Below are 17944 nucleotides of genomic sequence, written 5' to 3' on the forward strand. Positions count from 1 at the left end.
GCATGTCCAAGCAGCGCGTCATTGCAACCGCACCGGGCAAGATCAACTGCTACTTCAAGGTCGGCCCTCCGCGCGAAGACGGCTACCACGAGGTGGCCAGCCTCTACGTCGCGGTGTCCTTGACCGAGCAGATCGAAGCGAGGCTGCGCACCGACGGTGAGCTGCAGCTGAGCCTGGAACCGAATTCCCCGGTAGTTTCCGAACCGGAGAATTTCCCATTGGGCGCCGGTAACCTGGTGCACCGGGCGGCCCAGCTGCTGCGCGAGCACACCGGTTGCAGCCTCGGCGCGGACCTGCACATCACCAAGCGCGTTCCCATCGCCGGCGGCATGGGCGGCGGCTCCGCCGACGCCGCGGCCACCTTGGTGGCCTGCAACGAATTGTGGGGCACCGGGCTGGACCGCGAGGAACTCGGCCGCCTGGGCGCACGGCTCGGTGCCGACGTGCCTTTCGCCTTGATGGGCGGGGCCGCCATTGGACTGGGCATCGGCGACAAGCTGGCCCCGTTGCTGACCCGCGCCAAGACCCACTGGGTGCTGATTCCGGCCAGCTATGGCCTGTCGACTCCGCGCGTCTATGGCATGCTCGATCGTTTGCGCGCGGGCATGGAAATCGAAGTTCCGCAGGAAATCGATCCTGCGGTGATCGAGGCGCTGATGGCCTCGGACGCGCCAGCCTTGGCCCGGGTGCTGGCCAATGACCTGACCCAGGCTTCCCTGGCTTTGGCCCCGGAGCTGGGCACCATGCGCGATATGGCAGAAGGAGCCGGCGCGCTGCGCGCCATGGTATCCGGCTCAGGCCCGACCTTGGCCCTGCTGGTCAAGGACGCCGAGCATGCCGAGGAGGTCATGGCCCAGCTGGGCGACGAGGTGGGTGTGGCTACCATCCCGGTGACAGCACCAGCACCCGGAGCGCACATCACCCTCGCAGAATAATCTTCCGATAGATCCCTGTCTGGCGTTGAGCCGGGCAGGGGTTTCTTTCATCATTTGCTCCCGTCCCCTTGTTGCCGCTTCGGCATGGCCCTAGGCTGAATCCCAAAGCAAATATTGAAGACTATTCATTTATGACTCTGGGACGGAACACAACATGCTCAACGGACGCGTCTCGCACTGGTGGGAAGAGATCGGACTGCCAGAGCCACGCCAGCAGCTGCGCGGCCATGGCAGCGCAGACATCGCCATCATAGGTGCCGGATTCACCGGCCTGTGGACCGCCTACTACCTGGCCAAGGCCAACCCGGAGCTGAGCATTGCGATCCTCGAAGCCCGGCACGTGGGTTATGGCGCCTCGGGACGCAACGGGGGATGGCTCACCAATACCATCACCGCCGGTCGCGAACGCTACCTGAAATCCCATGGAAGGCAGGCGGTCAACGACTTCCAGCTGGCAATGAACCGTACCGTTGCCGAGGTCATCGAGGTGTGTGCCGCCGAAGGGATTGACGCAGATATCCTGCAGGGTGGAGAACTCGAAGTTGCCTACACCCCGGCCCAGGAAAAACGGCTGCGTGCCGACGCGGCGGCCGCTGCGCAATGGCAGCACTCGGACACAGAGCTGCTGGAAGCCGACTCGGTGCGCCGCAAGGTCAACGTGGCCAACGCCCGGGCAGGGTTGTGGCATCCGCATGCCGCCAGGATCCACCCGGCCAAACTGGTCCGCGGGCTCGCTGACGCGGTGGAGCGGCTCGGCGTCAGGATCCATGAAAACACCCGAGTCACCGCGTTGCGCCCGCACCGCGTCGAATTCGACGGCGGCGCGCTGGACGCCGAATACATTGTCCGTGCTACCGAAGGGTTCACCGCCGGGCTGGCCGGGCACAAGCGATTGTGGCTGCCGATGAATTCTTCGCTGATCGCCACCGAACCGCTGGCGCAGTCCGTGTGGGATGAATTGGGATGGAATCACGGCGAGGTGCTGGGGGACTACGCCCACGTGTACATGTATGCCCAGCGAACCGCGGATGATCGCATCGCCATTGGCGGGCGGGGCGTGCCGTACAAGTACGGTTCGCGCACCGATACAGACGGCATGACGCCGCACAGCACCGTCCACGGATTGCAGGAAATCCTGCACCGCATGTTCCCGCAGACCCGTGGCGCAGGAATCGACCATGCATGGTCCGGGGTGCTTGGCGTGCCTCGCGACTGGGCGGCTACCGTGGGACTGGATCCGGCGACCGGCATTGGCTGGGCCGGCGGTTATGTCGGCACCGGGGTCAGCACGACGAATCTTGCCGGGCGCACCCTGCGCGACTTGATCCTCCGGGAAACCACCGAATTGACCAGCCTGCCGTGGGTCAACCACCAGGTGCGCAAATGGGAACCGGAACCGCTGCGCTGGCTGGCAACCAAGGGCCTGTATGCGGCCTATGGCGCGGCAGATAGAAGCGAGCTGAAGGGGCGGGCCAGCTCGTCTCCACTGGCAGTACTGGCCGACAAGATCACCGGGAAGCCTTGAGGGCTTGGCCTCGCGGGGCATAGGCTGTGGCCATGGAATTGGCAAAGCGCGGACGCTTGCTGGCCGGCGGCCAGAACTACCTCCTGCGCGAAGCGAAAGCAGTGGATCTCGGGCAGATCATTGACTTGATGGCAGACGATGACATTCGCCGAGCGGAGCATCAGGGTGCCGAGGAGGATACGGAACAGTATCTCCACGCGTTTAACCAAATTGATGCGGACCCGGCGCATTCGCTGATCGTGGTGGAGGCCCAGGACGGAACACTGGTCGGCACGATGCAGCTGACCATCTTGCCGGGACTTGCACGCAGAGGAGCGACGCGGATGCAGATCGAGGCAGTGCGCGTGACTTCTGCGTTGCGCGGCAGGGGACTGGGAACTGCAATGATCCGCTGGGCCATTTCCGAAGCAGGGAACAAAAAAGTCCAGCTGGTCCAATTGACCAGCGATGCGCAGCGCAACGACGCGCACCGATTCTACGAGGCGCTGGGCTTCACTGCGTCGCACGTGGGCTTCAAGATGCGGCTGCCTATAAACCCTTGATCTTGTAGATCCGCTGCAAGCCGGATGTGGATTGGCCCCACTTGCTAGCGGCGGCCCTTTGCTGATGGGCTTCAAAGGCGGCACTGTCTTCGAATTCCTCGTGGACCAGCCACACCCAGGGATCTTCGGTTGGCGTGACAGAGAACGAGATGCAGCCGGGCTCGGCCTTGGTCAGGCGGATATGCTTCGGCAGCAATTTCTTCACTACCTCAGCCTCAGCCGCGTCCTTGCACAGCAGGCGTCCCTCCAAGATCACGGTTCCCATACCAGCAAGTCTGCCACGATCGGTGGCAGACTGGGAGAAAAATTCCCTGAGAAGCTGGAGACCCGGATACCATCGCTAGTGAGTCCTTATGAGACGAAACGAAGGTCGAATATGGAGCGTCCGCAGAAAGTCATAGCGTACATCGTCAAGAATGACCGTGTTTTGGTGATTCGTCATGCTGACTTCCCGTTAGAGCAGACCGGTTTACAGGTTCCTGCGGGAACTACCAAGCCAGGGGAACTGCCTGAGCTAGCTGTCCTGCGGAAAGCTTACGAAGAAACAGGGCTTAAGAACCTTCGAATCGTGACCAATTTGGGAGCGGGTGAGTACAATATGCGCCCATACGCGGATGCATTTCATATGCGCCACTATTTCCACCTCACTGCCGACGATGGCAAAGTACCTGAATAGTGGGAATGGCAAGAGACCCACGACGATATTGGGACCCCAACACGGTTTGAGCTTTACTGGATCGGCCTCAATCAGTCTCACGTACTTGCTGGTGGGCAGGCGGCGTTCATTGGGCGTATCAACGGCCGAATCTGACAAATCAACGACGGTCGTTTCTGACGTCCGTATAGGGTACCTTGACCGGGCATTTTCGCGGGCGGGGTATACGGAACAACCCAAAGTATGTGCTTTCAAAGTCCTTTGTCAGTTTCCGAAGTCCTCAGGATTTCTTTCCATAGTCCCCAGCACTGCCCCGGTCCGTCTGTCAGAGGAAGGTCTATCGGACAGCCCGGATCGCTTCTTGCCAAAGAGACTCGTTGTTCCTGACGAACTGGGTCACCGTGTTCCAGTGGTCACCATGGCCAGTCGTGAACATTGTCCCCCACGGCTCGATTCCCCTGGCATGGGAATTTTTAAGCAGTTCGTACATAGCCATCGTCCGTTGCCACATCGTGGAGGGGAGCGCTGCCCGGAGCTCGTCATCGGCGCCATAGCCGTCAATGAAGACTGCCAGTGCTTGTGCGGCCATACGCGGGTCGGCCGATGCGTCGTTTAGTGTGAAGGACTGCGCCGCGTATGCAAGATCCCATAGGCGTGTACTTGGTGCGGCGGCGTCCCAGTCGATGAATACCCATCGATCACCGATGAGAAGGTTCCACGGGGCCAGATCGTTGTGGCAGATCAGGTCGGCGCCGGGTGCCGGAATGTGCGTGATCCAAGGTGAGCCGAAGTCCGGCTCATAGGCTGCGCTAGCGTCATGGATAGCGCGCACCAGACAACCTACCCGGGAAAGTTCTGAGAGCGACAACGGCCCAGAGCCCATGGCAAGGCAACCGGGGACAAACTCTGTCACTTGTCGCCCTTGCGGGTCTTGCCCATATACCGCAGGCACATCAACGCCCGCGTTGCGAACAGCCTGCATATATGCGAGCACACTCGGAGTGGCTGCCGTCCACGGTTTACGTACCGTCGAGCCGACGCGCACCACGCCATCCGTGGCGTTGCCTCCTGCCAGGTGAACCTCTTCCATCCCACAAGACTAGCGCTCACGCCCTCCGCAGGAGCGCTCCCAGGCAGGTTCCGTAAGCCGAACCCACTGCGGGACACGATTCAGCGCAACCCCGATGCTCGTGCGAGGGCCGGCCTGAAGGTTGAAGAAGCTGGTCGTCTTAACTGGTGCCAATCGAGGACTTGGGTGTTCCTTGGTGCAATTGTTTTCGGAGTCCGGTTGGAGCGTCGTCGTTATCACGCGCTCACAGAGGTCCTGAAAGTTGGCGCCGAATCTGCGGACGTCACAACGGTCCAGCATTCCCGGTCGGGGGTACTCGTCCACCGCGATTGCGAGACCTTGTCATTCGTCTTCAAGGGAGGCATTGAAGAAGTCTAGGATCACCGCTTCGATCTTGCTCTCAAGAGTCCTCAGTGCCGTCTCTGGCCAACCGTAGTAGCTAGTCACGTAGCTCATAGCGTTGTAGAAGGTCGCTAGAGCTGCACGAACGTCCTTCTCAACCGACTCGATAGTGACGCGAACGTTCGCGACATTGTGGCCTGTCTTCTTGTCCTTTGTCCAGACACGCATCTCTCTCACCGTGTAGAGGGTAGGGTGGGTGAGGTTCGAGAGCAACCCATACATGCCCGAGGCCACATTCGCATCAATACTCCCACCGAAGCTGGCAGTGAGGTCATACATCCACTTGACGGAGTCTTCAAGGCCGGGCAGCTTTTGACCGTGAAGCATGTTCTTGCCCAGGTCCTCTGGGGTAGAGCCGGGGAAACGGGTGGCAATGTCCGCTTTAACCTTCTTGTAGGCGTCCACCGTTCGCGTGTAAGTTGGGCCGTTCTTACCGTGAAGACGGCCAGCGTTCTTCTTGGCTTCTTCGGCGCTAATCAACTCCTCGAGATAGGCGCGAGCAAGACGGTTTTCCGGATTCTCCGTCGGGTCGTTGCCCGTCACCCACACAGCGTGTGCGCAATTCTCGATTACGGCGCGCAGAAGCAATGGCGGAGTGGCAACCACCTCTGTAGCTCTCAGTAGAGCAGCCCAACTACCCAAATGCGCCGCGGCGTTGAAGAGAAAAATCTGGATGGCCTCTGTGATGAGGCGGTGGCCGGTTTCGCCACTCGGCTTGTGGATTGCCGGATCCGGCGATGGCAGTTCCATCGCTGCTTGAGCCGCACCCGATCCTGCTGCCGGTTCCCAGTGAAACTCGCTGGCGGTTTTGTGGAAGGCCTCGCGGCAAGCCGATAACGTCTGCGCCAACTCCTCGAGGCGATCGCTGTACGTGGACGGCATGGTCTGCCAGTAGGTCATCGTTGAGTCTTTCGGGTGAATCGACATAGGTTCAAAGCTAGCAGCCTCGTTCGTGCCGCGTTGTAAATCAAGACGCGGTAGCTGTGGCAACGTAAAGACCGAGTGACAGTGACAGCAGCTTCGTTTCGGAAGAAGGCGAGATCAAGTCTTCGATGAAGATCGACGACGAAAGCTGATTGGAAAGGCTTCGGTCAGCTAGCGCCTATGCAGCTACTCAATCAGGGTGCCCGATCTCCCAGCGTCTTTGGCGACAGGACATTAGGGTAGCGACGTCTATTCTAGCCCGGACGAGCGAAGGTAAGTCTTATTGGGATCCTGCTGATCCTCCACCTGCTGCCAGTATTTCCAACGCGTAGACAAGTAGGCCTTGCGTTCGGGAGTCATCATGACTGATCGCTCCAGAGCGGCTGCTGGGTTTCCAAGTATTCTGGCGTCGATGCCTGTCATGGAGTTGGTCTGGTAAACGGGGGAAAACGCGAAAGGTACAGGCCCGTTGGCGGTCATGGAAACAGTAATGGAGTTCCGGTGATCATACCGGGGGATCACAGAGTCAAAGGACATGAACGTCTCGTCGGAATTGCGCTTTGACTCGCGTTTATGGCGCAGACCGTCTGGGTTTGAATGACCACCGGCCCAAGTGAACTCAACGTCTCGACCATAGATCAAAACGAACTGTGGTTTCAGGGGGCGATTCAGATGAAGATCCTCAAACATGTATTTCTGACGAAATATCGAAGGGTTCGAGTCTTGTGCGAACCAGGACCGCCATTCATCGAGCTGGTCCTTCGCCTGGGAGAACTTTGCGGTGGGGCTGCCATTCTTGTTGAACCACGGCTTAGAAGGTTTCTCGATCTCGATCAGGATCGGGGTGATTAGTCCTGAAGATTTCGTGACCCACATGAAGTCGGGAACGAATGTACTGCCGGCACCCGACAGCGTCGGCTGGCGGAAAACTGCAGACATTTGGGACCCGTGGTGTCCTCCCGGCCCGATGTCACCGCTACCGCCAGGAATCATCGCCGGATGGAGCTCCATGAACGCCTGGACTTCGTGTTCTTCAGGATTAGTACTCAGTAATTTGAACCACTCCGCCCTTATTTGGTCGGAATACTGTCCCCATTCCAAAGGCCGAGGCCGATTGGGGTCATTGTCAGGCTTAGGTGCCTCGGGGAAGGGGCTGGTGTGGGTCATGAACCGATTTTAGGTGATGGTGCAGCTTTCAGAAGTCGTCTGCACGGACGATTAACGTCAAATTCATTGGCGTCCATAGAGGGTTCGCAAAATGTCCCGTAAGACGGTCGTTCACCGGTTCAGGTGCAGAGGACTTTGGAAAATTTCGAAAACTGCTTGTATCCGCAAATGCTAGATTCCCGTATACACCGCCCGAGAAAATGCCCGGTGAAGGTGCCTTATACGGACGCCAAAAACGATCGTTTCCGGGCCCTCCAGTTCAGTCGCAGCGCGTAGGCGCTATCCGAGCAGCTCGGAGAGTTCCAGCCAGCGCTCTTCCAGCTCATCGATCTGCGACTGGTAGTCGTTGATCTCGGCAGTGAACTTGGCCAGGCCCTCGTAGTCGCTCTGGTCATGATCGGCCATCTTGGCGTGGACCTTGGCGATCTTTTCCTCCAGCTGGCCTACCTTGCGTTCATTGGCATTCAGTTCCTTCTGCGCGGCACGCAGCTCGGCCCCCGACGGGCCGGCAGGCTTCTCGCCAGCCTGGGCAGAAGCCTGGGTTGGATTCGATCCGCCGGTCGAACCCTGGGCGGCCCGCAGCTTGAGGTACTCGTCCACACCGCCAGGCACGTGGCGGAAGACGCCATTCAGGATGGCGTACTGCTGGTCGGTGACGCGTTCGAGCAGGTAGCGGTCGTGGGAGACCACGATCAGCGTGCCCGGCCAGGAGTCCAGCAGATCTTCCAGTGCGGCCAGCATGTCGGTATCGACGTCGTTCGTCGGCTCATCGAGGATCATCACGTTCGGTTCGCCCATGAGGATCATCAGCAGCTGCAGGCGGCGGCGCTGGCCGCCGGAGAGCTCGCGGACCTTGGTGGACAGGTGCGCGGAGGAGAAGCCCAGGCGCTCGAGCAGCTGTGCCGGGGTCAGGTCCTTGCCGTCCACATTGAAGGTGGTCTTGAAGCGGCCGAGCACCTCGCGGACCAGGTCCTCGCCGATCTGCTCCAGTTCGCGGAACTGCTGGTCAAGCACCGCCAGCTTGACCGTCTGGCCGCGCTTGATCTTGCCGCCGGTGGGCGCCACGGTGCCGGCGATCAGGCCCAGCAGGGTGGACTTGCCGGCGCCATTGGCCCCCAGCAGGCCGGTGCGCTCACCCGGCCCGATGCGCCAGGTGAAGGGCTTGAGAACCTGCTTGTCCCCGAAGGAGACCTCGGTGTCCAGCAGGTCGATGACGTCCTTGCCCAGCCGGCTGGTGGCCATCTGCTTGAGTTCCAGCGGGTTGCGAACCGGCGGAACGTCCGCGATCAGCTGGTTGGCCGCCTCGATGCGGAACTTCGGCTTGGAGGTGCGGGCCGGTGCGCCGCGGCGCAGCCAGGCCAGCTCCTTCTTCATCATGTTCTGCCGCTTGGATTCGGTGACCGCGGCGATGCGGTCGCGTTCCACACGCTGCAGCACGTAGGCGGCGTAGCCGCCCTCGAACGGCTCGACCAGGCGGTCGTGCACTTCCCAGGTGGTGGTGCAGACCGCGTCGAGGAACCAGCGGTCGTGGGTGACGACCATCAGGCCGCCGGAGTTCTTGGACCAGCGGTTGTTGATGTGCTCGGCGAGCCAGGAGATGCCCTCGACGTCCAAATGGTTGGTCGGCTCGTCCAGGATGACGACATCCCAGTCCTGCACCAGCAGCGCGGCCAGGGCCACGCGGCGGCGCTGGCCACCGGAAAGGGTGCCGACCTTTGCTTCCCAGTCCAGGTCTGCGACCAGCCCGGAGATGATGTCGCGGATCCGGGCTTGGCCGGCCCATTCGTGGTCGTCCATTTCGCCCACCACGCTGAAGTGCACGGTTGCTTCGGGATCCAGGGTGTCGGACTGGTCCAGCACGCCCACGCGCAGTCCGTTGCGCTTGGTCACCCGCCCGGAGTTGGGCTCGATCCTGTTGGAGAGCATGCCAAGCAGCGAGGACTTGCCTTCGCCGTTGCGACCCACCAAGCCGATGCGGTCGCCGTCGGAGATGCCGATGGTGACCGAGTCGAAAACGACATGGGTGGGATATTCCAGATGCAGGGCTTCGCCCCCGAGTAAATGAGCCACGATTCCCATTTTACGTTCCGAGGGCAAATCGAGGTCATTGCAGGCTGGCCCGGGCTGTTTAAAGCAGAGAACAAAAGTGAGTTTAGCTACGGTGTTTTGCGATTTCGCACAACGGGCCGATCATGGCAGAATAATTAGCGTGCTTGTCGGGCATGCCCTGCGCAAGCGATTTTCCGCCCTGGTGTAATGGCAACACGCCAGCCTTTGGAGCTGTGCATTCTAGGTTCGAATCCTAGGGGCGGAACCATTGATAAGGCGCCACGGATGTGGCGCCGTTATTTTTTAGTCAATTCAGCACATCCCGGCGCTCGCGATAGACTTGCTCTGAGGTTTTACTTCTCTGCCCAAAACCTTGAAACCAATTTGCAGGAGAATGCACTTGAGTGATCAGGTCAATGCACCAGTAGCTGTCATCGTCCTCGCCGCTGGCGCCGGTACCCGCATGAAATCGGCGAAGCCGAAGATCATGCATGAAATTGCAGGTCGGTCCATGATTGGCCACGCACTCCACGCGGCATCGGCATTGCAGCCGCAGAACTTGGTAGCAGTTGTCCGCCACCAGCGCGATCTGGTCGCAGAGCACATCCTGACGCAGTTCCCTTCCATCACCATTGCCGACCAGGATGAGATCCCGGGCACCGGCCGCGCCGTGCAGCAGGGTTTGGAAGTTGTCGACCCGTCGCTTGAGGGTACCGTTGTGGTGACCTACGGCGATGTGCCGTTGCTCACCAGCGAGGTGCTCCAGGAACTGGTGGCCACCCATGAGTCGAACGGCAACTCGGTGACCGTGCTGACCACCGAATTGGATGACCCTTCCGGCTACGGCCGCATCCTGCGCGACGCCAACGGGGACGTCTCCGGCATCCGCGAACAGAAGGACGCCTCGCCGGAGGAATTGGCAGTCAAGGAAATCAACTCCGGCATCTACGCATTCGATGCCCAGATGCTGCGTTCGGCACTGACCGAGGTCACCACCGACAACGCACAGGGCGAGATGTACCTGACCGACGTGCTCGCCATCGCCCGTGAACGCGGCGGCCGCGTCGCTTCCTCGCAGATCGCCGACCGCTGGCAGATCGAGGGCGCCAACGACCGCGTGCAGGTGTCCAACCTGGCCCGCATCTACAACCAGCGCAAGACCGAATTCTGGATGCGCCAGGGCGTGACCATCGTCGATCCTGCGACCACCTGGATCGACGCCGACGTCATGATCGGCCAGGACGCCACGATCAAGCCGGGAACCCAGCTGCACGGCGAGACCGTCATCGGCGCCAACGCCACCGTTGGCCCGGACACCACCTTGACCAACGTGGTGGTTGGCCAGCGCGCTACCGTCAAGCGCACTGACGCCACCGACTCGCGCATCGCTGACGGCGCTTCGGTTGGCCCGTTCGCCTACCTGCGCCCGGGCACCGACCTCGGTGCAGATGGCAAGATCGGCGCTTTCTACGAAACCAAGAATGTCACGATTGGCCGTGGCTCCAAGCTCTCGCACCTCGGCTACGCCGGAGATGCTGAAATCGGTGAATTCACCAACATCGGCTGCGGCAATATCACCGCAAACTACGATGGCGAGAAGAAGCACCGCACCAAGATCGGTTCGCATGTGCGCACCAGCTCCAACACCGTATTCGTCGCCCCGGTGGAAATCGGGGACGGCGCATACACCGGAGCCGGAGCCATCGTCCGCAAGAACGTCCCGGCCGGTGCCTTGGCACTGTCTGTGGCACCGCAGCGCAACTCCGAGGGATGGACGCTGGAAAAGCGCCCAGGCACCCCTTCGGCTGACGCAGCATTCAAGTCCTCGCTGAACTCCTCGGCTTCCGAGTAATCCAGCTACGGACTACATTTCCTCGACAACAACCTCATACGTGATAGCGAAGCGAGCGAGAAAGCAAACCCCATGAGTGAAATCCGCCATAACGTCGACAAAGAGCTGGTGCTGGCCACCGGTCGCGCGCACCCGGAACTTGCCGCAGAAGTAGCCAAGGAACTCGACACCGATCTGCTGCCTTTGAACGCCTACGACTTCGCCAACGGCGAGATCTACGTGCGTTCGGACGAGTCGGTGCGCGGCAAGGACGTGTTCCTGCTGCAGTCCTACCCAGCACCGTTGAACAACTGGCTGATGGAACAGCTGATCATGATCGACTCGATGAAGCGTGCTTCGGCTCGCCGCATCACCGTTGTGGCGCCGTTCTACCCGTACGCCCGCCAGGACAAGAAGGGCCGCGGCCGCGAGCCGATCTCGGCCCGCCTGGTTGCCGACCTGTTCAAGACCGCCGGCGCCGACCGCGTGATCTCCTGCGACCTGCACACCGCGCAGATCCAGGGCTTCTTCGACGGTCCGGTGGACCACCTGTTCGGCTTCCCGCTGCTGGCCGACTACATCAAGTCCAAGGTGGATGTCAGCGAAGTGACCGTGGTGTCCCCGGATACCGGACGCGTGCGCGTGGCCGAGCAGTGGGCTGACCGCCTGGGCGGCGCTCCGCTGGCCTTCGTGCACAAGTCCCGCGATCTGACCGTGCCGAACCAGGCCGAGTCCAAGACCGTGGTGGGCCAGGTCGAGGGCCGCACCGCGATCCTGATCGACGACATGATCGACACCGGTGGAACCATCGCCGGCGCCGTGCGCGTGCTGAAGGAAGCCGGTGCCAAGGATGTCATCATCGCCGCGACCCACGCCGTGTTCTCGGATCCGGCCGCGCAGCGCCTGGCCGAGTGCGGTGCCCGCGAGGTCGTGGTCACCAACACCCTGCCGATCCCTGAAGAGAAGCGCTTCGAGAACCTGACCGTGCTCTCGATCGCACCGACGATCGCCCGCGCGATCTCCGAGGTGTTCCACGACGGTTCGGTTACGAACCTGTTTGACGGCCGCGCCTAGCAGCCCTCGTTTCGCAAGCCTTCGGCCGGTACCCCTGCGGGTGCCGGCCGAAGGCCGTTAAATCAGCTGTTCATGGTCGTGTCGTCGGACAGCGTTGCCTGCAGCGACTTCTCGATCAGTTCGCGCAGGATTGCCTGGTCCACCGAGGCAAGCCGGGTCAGATACAGGCAGGCTTTGCTGCTCCGGTGCTTGCCGAGCTTCTCCAGCAGCTCCGGCCAGCGTTCGGCAAATCCGCTGGCCAGATAGATGGTGTGGTGGCTCGGGCCGGGAGCAAAGCCCAGCAGCGGCGCGATGCCGCCGTGCCCTGACTCGTAGCGGTACTCGTACTGGCCGAAGCCGAGGATACGCCCGGCCCAGACTACCGGTTCGTCACCGGAAATTTCCTTGAACAGCGCCAGCAGCTCATCGGCTTCGGCACGCCGGGGACCGGTGGCCCGGTCCAGTACCGGTGCAATCGGAAGATCGGAAGGGGACATTACTGGCTGCTTGCTGGCCATGGAATTCCTTCCTGCAGCGTTCGTCGGCTGCAGCGGCTTGCGGGACTTGCCTCAACGCTACCCGCCAGCGCAAGGGCCCGCTGTGTTCTGGGTGACAGATTTTCGTCCAGGGGCGTGGGACTGCTAGAATTATTGACTGTGCCCAGGCGAGGGAAACACCAGCGATGGTGGGACCGTTATCGACAAGGCCGGAAAAGCTCTTTCATCTCCTAGATGTTGGTTGCTTCCCGAGTCCACGCAAGGGCCTGAACGAAGCAACCATTTCCTAAGGAGAATTATCATGGCATCTGTCAACCTTGACGCCGTTGTACGCACCGATTTCGGCAAGGGCGCTGCCCGCCAGGCTCGCCGCGACGGCCAGATCCCAGCTGTAGTCTACGGCGCAGGCTCCGAGCCGCAGCACGTTCTGCTGCCAGGCCGCGAAACCACCCTGGCCGTTCGCGACCGCGGTGTTGAGCTGGTTCTGAACATCGAAGGCAAGACCGTCAAGACCACCATCAAGGACATCCAGATCCACGCGCTGAACCGCACCGTTGATCACCTGGACCTGATCATCGCTGCCTAATTCCAGCGACCTAGGTTTCAGCTGAGCATCATGAGTGATGGAACTTGGCTCGTAGCCGGACTCGGGAACCCCGGGTCCGGCTACGCTGGCAATAGACACAATATCGGGCAGATGGTGCTCGACGAGCTGGCCAATCGCGTCGGCTCGAAATTCAAGACCCACTCTTCGCGTTCCCAAGTGGTCGAGGGGCGCATGGGGGTTGGCGGTCCGCGCATCGTGCTGGCCAAGCCCATGGTGTACATGAATCTTTCGGGCGGGCCGGTAGCCAATGCAGCGAAGTTCTTCGGCATCGGAGTGGACCGCTTGATCGTCGTGCATGACGAGATCGATATTCCGTTCGACACCATCAAGCTCAAGCGCGGTGGCGGCGAAGGCGGGCATAACGGATTGCGCGATATCTCGAAGGCCATGGGCTCCAAGGATTATCTGCGCGTGCGCGCAGGCGTCGGACGTCCTCCGGGCCGCATGGATACCGCCAAATGGGTTTTGCAGGACTTCTCAAAGACCGAGAAAACGGATCTTCCGTTCCTGATCGACAATTGCGCTGACGCAGTGGAATTGCTGATGACCTCGGGACTGGAAGCCGCCCAGGCAAAATTCCATATCAGCTGATCGCTGCCCCTGGCGGGAGCGGTGAAGCGGGGGACCGCTGCGGACTGGACCAGTTCGCAGCGGTCCTCCTCTAGTTAAAAATTAGGAATGCCATGTAGCGAGGCGTTCCTTACTAAGGCCTGACTTAGATGTGCTTCGAGGTCCAGAGTGGAATAATTACCCAATGTACCCCTTGCCTAATAGGGCGCCGGCTGTTCTGATGCCGCGTTCTGCCAGGCATCCAAGACAATTATTCGGAGGACCACGTGCACACGATGACCGGTCAGCCAGAAGCACTTGAAGCGTTGACAGCTGGAGAAGTCGAGCGCATCAAGGCCGACTTTGAAATTCTGGAGCACCAAGTCAACGGCGTTGACGTGGTGTACCTGGACTCCGGCGCCACCAGCCAGAAGCCGCGCTGCGTCTACGAAGCCGAGCAGCACTACTACGAGAACGCCAATGCCGCGGTGCACCGCGGTGCGCATTCCCTGGCAGTTGAAGCGACCGAAATCTATGAGCAGGCACGCGAGACGGTGGCCAGGTTCATCGGTGCACGCACCAACGAACTGGTCTGGACCGCGAACGCCACCGAAGCGCTGAACCTGATCAGCTACTCGATGTCCAATGCCTCCCTGGGCCGCGGGGGAGAAGCTGCAGCCCGCTTCCGTCTGGGTCCGGGCGATGAAATCCTCACCACCGAACTGGAACACCACGCGAACCTGATCCCATGGCAGGAACTGGCCTTCCGAACCGGTGCCACCTTGCGCTACGTGCCCATCACCGAAGACGGAGAGCTGCGCTACGACCTGCTCGATGAACTGGTCACCGAACGCACCAAGCTGGTGGCCTTCACCCACGTGTCCAACGTGCTGGGAACCATCACCGATACCCAGAAATTCGTTGATGCCGCCCGCAAGGTCGGCGCCTTGACGGTGCTGGACGGATGCCAGTCCGTGCCCCATCTGCCGGTCGACGTGAAGGCCCTGGACGTGGACTTCATGGCCTTCTCAGGCCACAAGATGCTCGGCCCAACCGGCATTGGCGCACTCTACGGACGCGAAGAACTGCTCAACGCCATGCCGCCATTCCTGACCGGTGGATCCATGATCACCGTGGTGGACATGGAGCATGCGCAGTACATGCCATCGCCGCAGCGCTTTGAAGCCGGTACCCAGCGCATTGCCCAGACCCACGGTCTGGCCACCGCAGTTGCCTACCTGGACGAAATCGGCATGGGCCGGGTCGCCGCCTGGGAAGAGCACCTCGGAGCGATGCTCTACGAGGGCATCTCGAAGATCGACGGCGTGCGCGTCTTCGGCCCGGCCGACGCCCAGCGCATCGGCACTGTCCCGTTTGAAGTGATCGGCGTGCACCCGCACGATGTGGGCCAGTACCTGGATTCGCGCGGCATCGCGGTGCGCGTGGGCCACCACTGCGCGCAGCCGTTGCACCGCGCCCTGGGCGTGAATTCCACGACCCGCGCCAGCACCTACCTGTATAACACGGAGGCAGATATCAAGGCACTGCTTGAGGCCTTGGGCTCCGTGCGCGAATACTTTGGAGTCTAAATGAACGAATTGGATCAGCTCTACCAGCAGGTCATCCTGGACCACTCGAAACGCCGGATCGGTTCGCCGCTGGTAGAGCACACCGAAGGGCTGCTGCACGGCGAATCGCACCAGCACAACCCGATCTGCGGCGACCAGATCCGCGTCCGCGTCGAGCTCGATGACCAGGACCATTTCACCTCGATGAGCTGGGAAGGAGATGGCTGCTCCATCTCCATGGCCTCGGCCTCGGTGCTGGCCGAGATGCTGCCGGAACTGACCAAGGAAGAATTCCTTGGAAAGCGGGACTATTTCCGCGAGATGATGCGCTCCAAGGGCAACTTCGAACCGGATGAAGATGTGCTGGAAGACGCCGCCGCATTTGTCGGTGTCTCCAAATTCCCCGCACGCGTCAAGTGCGCCATGCTCGCCTGGGTGGCCGCTGAGGTCGCCATGCATGAAGCGCGCAAGTAGCAGCACAACCAAATAGCTCGGGCGCCGGCTTTCACATCTGAAAGCCGGCGCCCGAGCTGTATCCTCAGCAGTTCAAAAAACTAGTTCGCCCCGTCATCCTGCTGGTATACGTCGGGGATGCCATCCTTGTCGTCATCACGGGTCTCTTGCTCGTGCAGGACCTTGTAGCGGCGGTTGCGCGGAATCAGCCACAGGGCGCCGAGGATCGCGGCAAGGAACGATCCGGCGAGGATCGCTACCTTGGCGTGCTCGTAGTGCGCGGACTCCAGCCCGAAGGACAGTTCGGAAACCAGCAGGGAAACGGTGAAACCGATGCCTGCCAGTAACGTGACGCCCAAGAGATCGCCCCAGCGGGCATCCTTGTCCAGCGAGGCCTTGGTGAATTTGGTCACTACCCAGGTCGAGCCCATGATGCCAATCGGCTTGCCGAGCACCAGACCCAGCACGATGCCCCAGAACACCGGATCGGTGAGCAATCCGCCGCTGCCCTGCTCCGGGGAAATGACAGTCACGCCAGCGGCGAAGAAGGCGAAGATGGGGATGCAGAAGCCGGAGGACAGCGGCCGGAAACGGTGCTCGAATCGTTCGGCCAGGCCAATGCCTTCGCGGCCGTCGGTGCGCTTGACCGGGACGCAGAAGCCCAGGATCACACCGGCGATGGTGGCATGGATGCCAGAACCGAAGACGAAGATCCAGGTGATGATGCCCAAAGGCAGCAAGATGACCCACGCGGCCCACGCCCGCTTGGCGAAGAATTTGCCCAGGGAACGGGCAAGCACCGTGAACAAGATGATGGGGATCAGCGACAGGCCCAGGTAGGACAAGTTCAGATCGTCGGTGAACACGACGGCGATGATGACAATGGCGATCAGGTCATCGACGACAGCCAGGGTCAGCAGGAAGATGCGCAGCGCAGCAGGAAGCGCCGAGCCGATCACCGCGAGGACCGCCACGGCGAAGGCAATGTCGGTTGCTGTCGGGATGGCCCAGCCGCGCAGCAGCTCGCCGCCACCGGACATGGAAGCGATGGCGACAAAGATCAATGCTGGCACCAGCACGCCGCCGAAAGCGGCGGCGACCGGAACTGCCGCAGTCTTCACATTGCGCAGATCGCCAATGACGAATTCTTTCTTCAGCTCCAGGCCGGTCAGGAAGAAGAACACCGCCAGCAGCGCATCGGCGGCCCAGTGGCCGACGGACAGATTCAGGTCCACGCCGAACAGGGTCGGACCGAAGTGGAAATCACGCAGTGCGAAATAGGAATCGCGCAGCGGGGTGTTGGCCCAGACCAAGGCCAGCAGGGCGCCGGCGATGAGAACCATGCCGCCGACGGTTTCCTTGCGCAGGATGTCGCCGATACGGACCGATTCGTTATAGCTGGGGCGCGAAAACAGGTTCTTGCCGGAACCCGAAGACGGAGTTTGGCTCATGCGTTTAACTCGCTTACTTCGTTAAATGAATATTTCTCGCCGACCAGACTTCCCGGCACACCTGCCATCAACACTAGCGCGAACAGTGCTCCAGAGCACAAATCCCCGGACGTATTGCGAGATATCGCACGTCCGGGGACTGAGGTGTTGCGTAACTATTCGCTAGGCCCGCTTCGAGAGCCAAGCATCGACCTGGGCAGCCTGCAAATTCAGCGCCTTGCCCAGGTATGGCTCAGCGGCCGAAGCCAGCTTGCCGCCGATGAATGGAATCGAGGAAGAGACCTTGGCATCGATGGAGAATTCGGAGGTTTCGCCCTGTGCCGTCAGCTGCTCGGTGCCGCTGACGTTCACCGGAACGCCGGCAACAGAGATCTTCACGGTGGCCGAGCGGTTGCCGGCGGCATCAGGGGCGGTCCACTCATCGACCTGGGTGATCTCGATGGTTGCGCCAACGAACTTGCGGGCGATATCCGGAACGCGATCGGTGGGGACCGAACGAACGGTGGTCACGGTGAAGGCGCCGGCGGTGTCGCCGTTCACGGAGAAGTCGGTCAAGGAACCGTTGGCCACCTCGGTCAGGTGCTCGGCAAAGCCGCGATCGCTGAGCGTTGCGATGACCTGGTCTGCAGGGTGGGCGATCTGAGTGCTTGCGTTCAATGCCATGAAA

Annotated in this window: 17 protein-coding genes, 1 tRNA gene and 1 pseudogene; 11 read left to right on the forward strand and 8 right to left on the reverse strand. The window is 61.1% G+C overall.

Annotated elements, in window-relative coordinates; translation table 11 throughout:
* Positions 1-2: 2 nt before the first annotated feature.
* The 3 genes from BKX98_RS06735 (at position 3) to BKX98_RS06745 (ending at position 3002) form a co-directional block, all read left to right on the forward strand.
* A complete protein-coding gene (locus tag BKX98_RS06735) occupies positions 3-935 on the forward strand; it encodes a 4-(cytidine 5'-diphospho)-2-C-methyl-D-erythritol kinase (protein WP_038989866.1) in 933 nt (310 codons plus the stop codon).
* A gap of 154 nt (positions 936-1089) precedes the next feature.
* Positions 1090-2460: an FAD-binding oxidoreductase gene (locus tag BKX98_RS06740; protein ID WP_073706636.1), complete on the forward strand. Its 1371-nt coding sequence runs from the start codon at positions 1090-1092 to the stop codon at positions 2458-2460.
* Between the two features lie 32 nt (positions 2461-2492).
* The gene (locus BKX98_RS06745; RefSeq protein WP_073706637.1) at positions 2493-3002 is read left to right on the forward strand and encodes a GNAT family N-acetyltransferase; all 510 of its coding nucleotides are present in this window, start codon (positions 2493-2495) and stop codon (positions 3000-3002) included.
* Here BKX98_RS06745 and BKX98_RS06750 read toward each other — a convergent pair.
* Positions 2989-3267: a putative quinol monooxygenase gene (locus BKX98_RS06750; RefSeq protein ID WP_073706638.1), complete on the reverse strand. Its 279-nt coding sequence runs from the start codon at positions 3265-3267 to the stop codon at positions 2989-2991. The two genes, BKX98_RS06745 and BKX98_RS06750, sit on opposite strands and share 14 nt — an antisense overlap.
* Positions 3268-3378: 111 nt before the next feature.
* Here BKX98_RS06750 and BKX98_RS17015 point away from each other — a divergent pair, with 111 nt between their 5' ends.
* The gene (locus BKX98_RS17015; RefSeq protein WP_158024672.1) at positions 3379-3678 is read left to right on the forward strand and encodes an NUDIX domain-containing protein; all 300 of its coding nucleotides are present in this window, start codon (positions 3379-3381) and stop codon (positions 3676-3678) included.
* Between the two features lie 316 nt (positions 3679-3994).
* Here BKX98_RS17015 and BKX98_RS06760 read toward each other — a convergent pair whose 3' ends face one another.
* The 4 genes from BKX98_RS06760 to BKX98_RS06775 form a co-directional block, all read right to left on the reverse strand.
* Complete coding sequence (locus BKX98_RS06760) at positions 3995-4747, reverse strand: phosphotransferase (RefSeq protein WP_073706639.1); 753 nt, start codon at positions 4745-4747, stop codon at positions 3995-3997.
* A gap of 321 nt (positions 4748-5068) precedes the next feature.
* The gene (locus tag BKX98_RS06765; RefSeq protein WP_073706836.1) at positions 5069-6028 is read right to left on the reverse strand and encodes a hypothetical protein; all 960 of its coding nucleotides are present in this window, start codon (positions 6026-6028) and stop codon (positions 5069-5071) included.
* 273 nt (positions 6029-6301) lie between these two features.
* Positions 6302-7219 carry a Shedu anti-phage system protein SduA domain-containing protein gene (locus BKX98_RS06770; RefSeq protein ID WP_083586672.1) on the reverse strand — a complete coding sequence of 306 codons (918 nt, stop codon included), beginning with the start codon at positions 7217-7219 and terminating at the stop codon, positions 6302-6304.
* Between the two features lie 279 nt (positions 7220-7498).
* Positions 7499-9289 (reverse strand): ABC-F family ATP-binding cassette domain-containing protein, encoded by a 1791-nt coding sequence (locus BKX98_RS06775; protein WP_073706837.1) that lies wholly within the window; start codon positions 9287-9289, stop codon positions 7499-7501.
* Positions 9290-9461: 172 nt separating this feature from the next.
* On the opposite strand from BKX98_RS06775, the gene BKX98_RS06780 reads away from it, so the two are divergent.
* The 3 genes from BKX98_RS06780 to BKX98_RS06790 all read left to right on the forward strand — a co-directional run bounded on the left by BKX98_RS06780 (position 9462) and on the right by BKX98_RS06790 (position 12173).
* Positions 9462-9536: transfer RNA gene (locus BKX98_RS06780), tRNA-Gln, on the forward strand.
* Positions 9537-9668: 132 nt separating this feature from the next.
* Positions 9669-11120, forward strand: coding sequence for a bifunctional UDP-N-acetylglucosamine diphosphorylase/glucosamine-1-phosphate N-acetyltransferase GlmU (gene glmU, locus BKX98_RS06785; protein WP_369826769.1), 1452 nt, complete (start codon positions 9669-9671; stop codon positions 11118-11120).
* A 72-nt stretch (positions 11121-11192) separates the two neighbouring features.
* On the forward strand, positions 11193-12173 hold the full coding sequence (locus BKX98_RS06790) for a ribose-phosphate diphosphokinase (protein ID WP_038989861.1): 981 nt from the start codon (positions 11193-11195) through the stop codon (positions 12171-12173).
* A gap of 62 nt (positions 12174-12235) precedes the next feature.
* On the opposite strand, the gene BKX98_RS06795 is transcribed toward BKX98_RS06790, so the two are convergent.
* Positions 12236-12670, reverse strand: a complete 435-nt coding sequence (locus BKX98_RS06795) for a DUF1801 domain-containing protein (protein ID WP_073706641.1) — start codon at positions 12668-12670, stop codon at positions 12236-12238.
* Between the two features lie 280 nt (positions 12671-12950).
* Here BKX98_RS06795 and BKX98_RS06800 point away from each other — a divergent pair.
* The 4 genes and pseudogenes from BKX98_RS06800 to sufU all read left to right on the forward strand — a co-directional run.
* Positions 12951-13223, forward strand: a pseudogene (locus BKX98_RS06800) (50S ribosomal protein L25); the annotation flags it as partial.
* A 42-nt stretch (positions 13224-13265) separates the two neighbouring features.
* Positions 13266-13847 (forward strand): aminoacyl-tRNA hydrolase, encoded by a 582-nt coding sequence (pth, locus tag BKX98_RS06805; RefSeq protein ID WP_073706642.1) that lies wholly within the window; start codon positions 13266-13268, stop codon positions 13845-13847.
* Between the two features lie 254 nt (positions 13848-14101).
* Positions 14102-15394 (forward strand): SufS family cysteine desulfurase, encoded by a 1293-nt coding sequence (locus tag BKX98_RS06810; RefSeq protein ID WP_073706643.1) that lies wholly within the window; start codon positions 14102-14104, stop codon positions 15392-15394.
* Positions 15395-15847, forward strand: a complete 453-nt coding sequence (gene sufU / locus BKX98_RS06815) for a Fe-S cluster assembly sulfur transfer protein SufU (protein ID WP_073706644.1) — start codon at positions 15395-15397, stop codon at positions 15845-15847.
* A gap of 80 nt (positions 15848-15927) precedes the next feature.
* Here sufU and nhaA read toward each other — a convergent pair whose 3' ends face one another.
* Together nhaA and BKX98_RS06825 are read right to left on the reverse strand one after the other, a co-directional pair.
* Complete coding sequence (nhaA, locus tag BKX98_RS06820) at positions 15928-17277, reverse strand: Na+/H+ antiporter NhaA (protein WP_073706645.1); 1350 nt, start codon at positions 17275-17277, stop codon at positions 15928-15930.
* Between the two features lie 162 nt (positions 17278-17439).
* The gene (locus tag BKX98_RS06825) at positions 17440-17940 is read right to left on the reverse strand and encodes a DUF2505 domain-containing protein (RefSeq protein ID WP_073706646.1); all 501 of its coding nucleotides are present in this window, start codon (positions 17938-17940) and stop codon (positions 17440-17442) included.
* Positions 17941-17944: the final 4 nt, after the last annotated feature.

Origin of the sequence: Glutamicibacter sp. 0426 (genome assembly GCF_001906485.1) — a bacterium.
In the GTDB taxonomy this organism is placed as follows: domain Bacteria; phylum Actinomycetota; class Actinomycetes; order Actinomycetales; family Micrococcaceae; genus Glutamicibacter; species Glutamicibacter nicotianae.

Excerpts from the sequence above, each read along its gene's own strand:
- BKX98_RS06735 (WP_038989866.1), top strand. The coding sequence starts at position 3 with ATGTCCAAGCAGCGCGTCATTGCAACCGCACCGGGCAAGATCAACTGC.
- BKX98_RS06740 (WP_073706636.1), top strand. The coding sequence starts at position 1,090 with ATGCTCAACGGACGCGTCTCGCACTGGTGGGAAGAGATCGGACTGCCA.
- BKX98_RS06745 (WP_073706637.1), top strand. The coding sequence starts at position 2,493 with ATGGAATTGGCAAAGCGCGGACGCTTGCTGGCCGGCGGCCAGAACTAC.
- BKX98_RS06750 (WP_073706638.1), bottom strand. The coding sequence starts at position 3,267 with ATGGGAACCGTGATCTTGGAGGGACGCCTGCTGTGCAAGGACGCGGCT.
- BKX98_RS17015 (WP_158024672.1), top strand. The coding sequence starts at position 3,379 with ATGGAGCGTCCGCAGAAAGTCATAGCGTACATCGTCAAGAATGACCGT.
- BKX98_RS06760 (WP_073706639.1), bottom strand. The coding sequence starts at position 4,747 with ATGGAAGAGGTTCACCTGGCAGGAGGCAACGCCACGGATGGCGTGGTG.
- BKX98_RS06765 (WP_073706836.1), bottom strand. The coding sequence starts at position 6,028 with ATGACCTACTGGCAGACCATGCCGTCCACGTACAGCGATCGCCTCGAG.
- BKX98_RS06770 (WP_083586672.1), bottom strand. The coding sequence starts at position 7,219 with ATGACCCACACCAGCCCCTTCCCCGAGGCACCTAAGCCTGACAATGAC.
- BKX98_RS06790 (WP_038989861.1), top strand. The coding sequence starts at position 11,193 with ATGAGTGAAATCCGCCATAACGTCGACAAAGAGCTGGTGCTGGCCACC.
- BKX98_RS06795 (WP_073706641.1), bottom strand. The coding sequence starts at position 12,670 with ATGGCCAGCAAGCAGCCAGTAATGTCCCCTTCCGATCTTCCGATTGCA.
- pth (WP_073706642.1), top strand. The coding sequence starts at position 13,266 with ATGAGTGATGGAACTTGGCTCGTAGCCGGACTCGGGAACCCCGGGTCC.
- BKX98_RS06810 (WP_073706643.1), top strand. The coding sequence starts at position 14,102 with ATGACCGGTCAGCCAGAAGCACTTGAAGCGTTGACAGCTGGAGAAGTC.
- sufU (WP_073706644.1), top strand. The coding sequence starts at position 15,395 with ATGAACGAATTGGATCAGCTCTACCAGCAGGTCATCCTGGACCACTCG.
- nhaA (WP_073706645.1), bottom strand. The coding sequence starts at position 17,277 with ATGAGCCAAACTCCGTCTTCGGGTTCCGGCAAGAACCTGTTTTCGCGC.
- BKX98_RS06825 (WP_073706646.1), bottom strand. The coding sequence starts at position 17,940 with ATGGCATTGAACGCAAGCACTCAGATCGCCCACCCTGCAGACCAGGTC.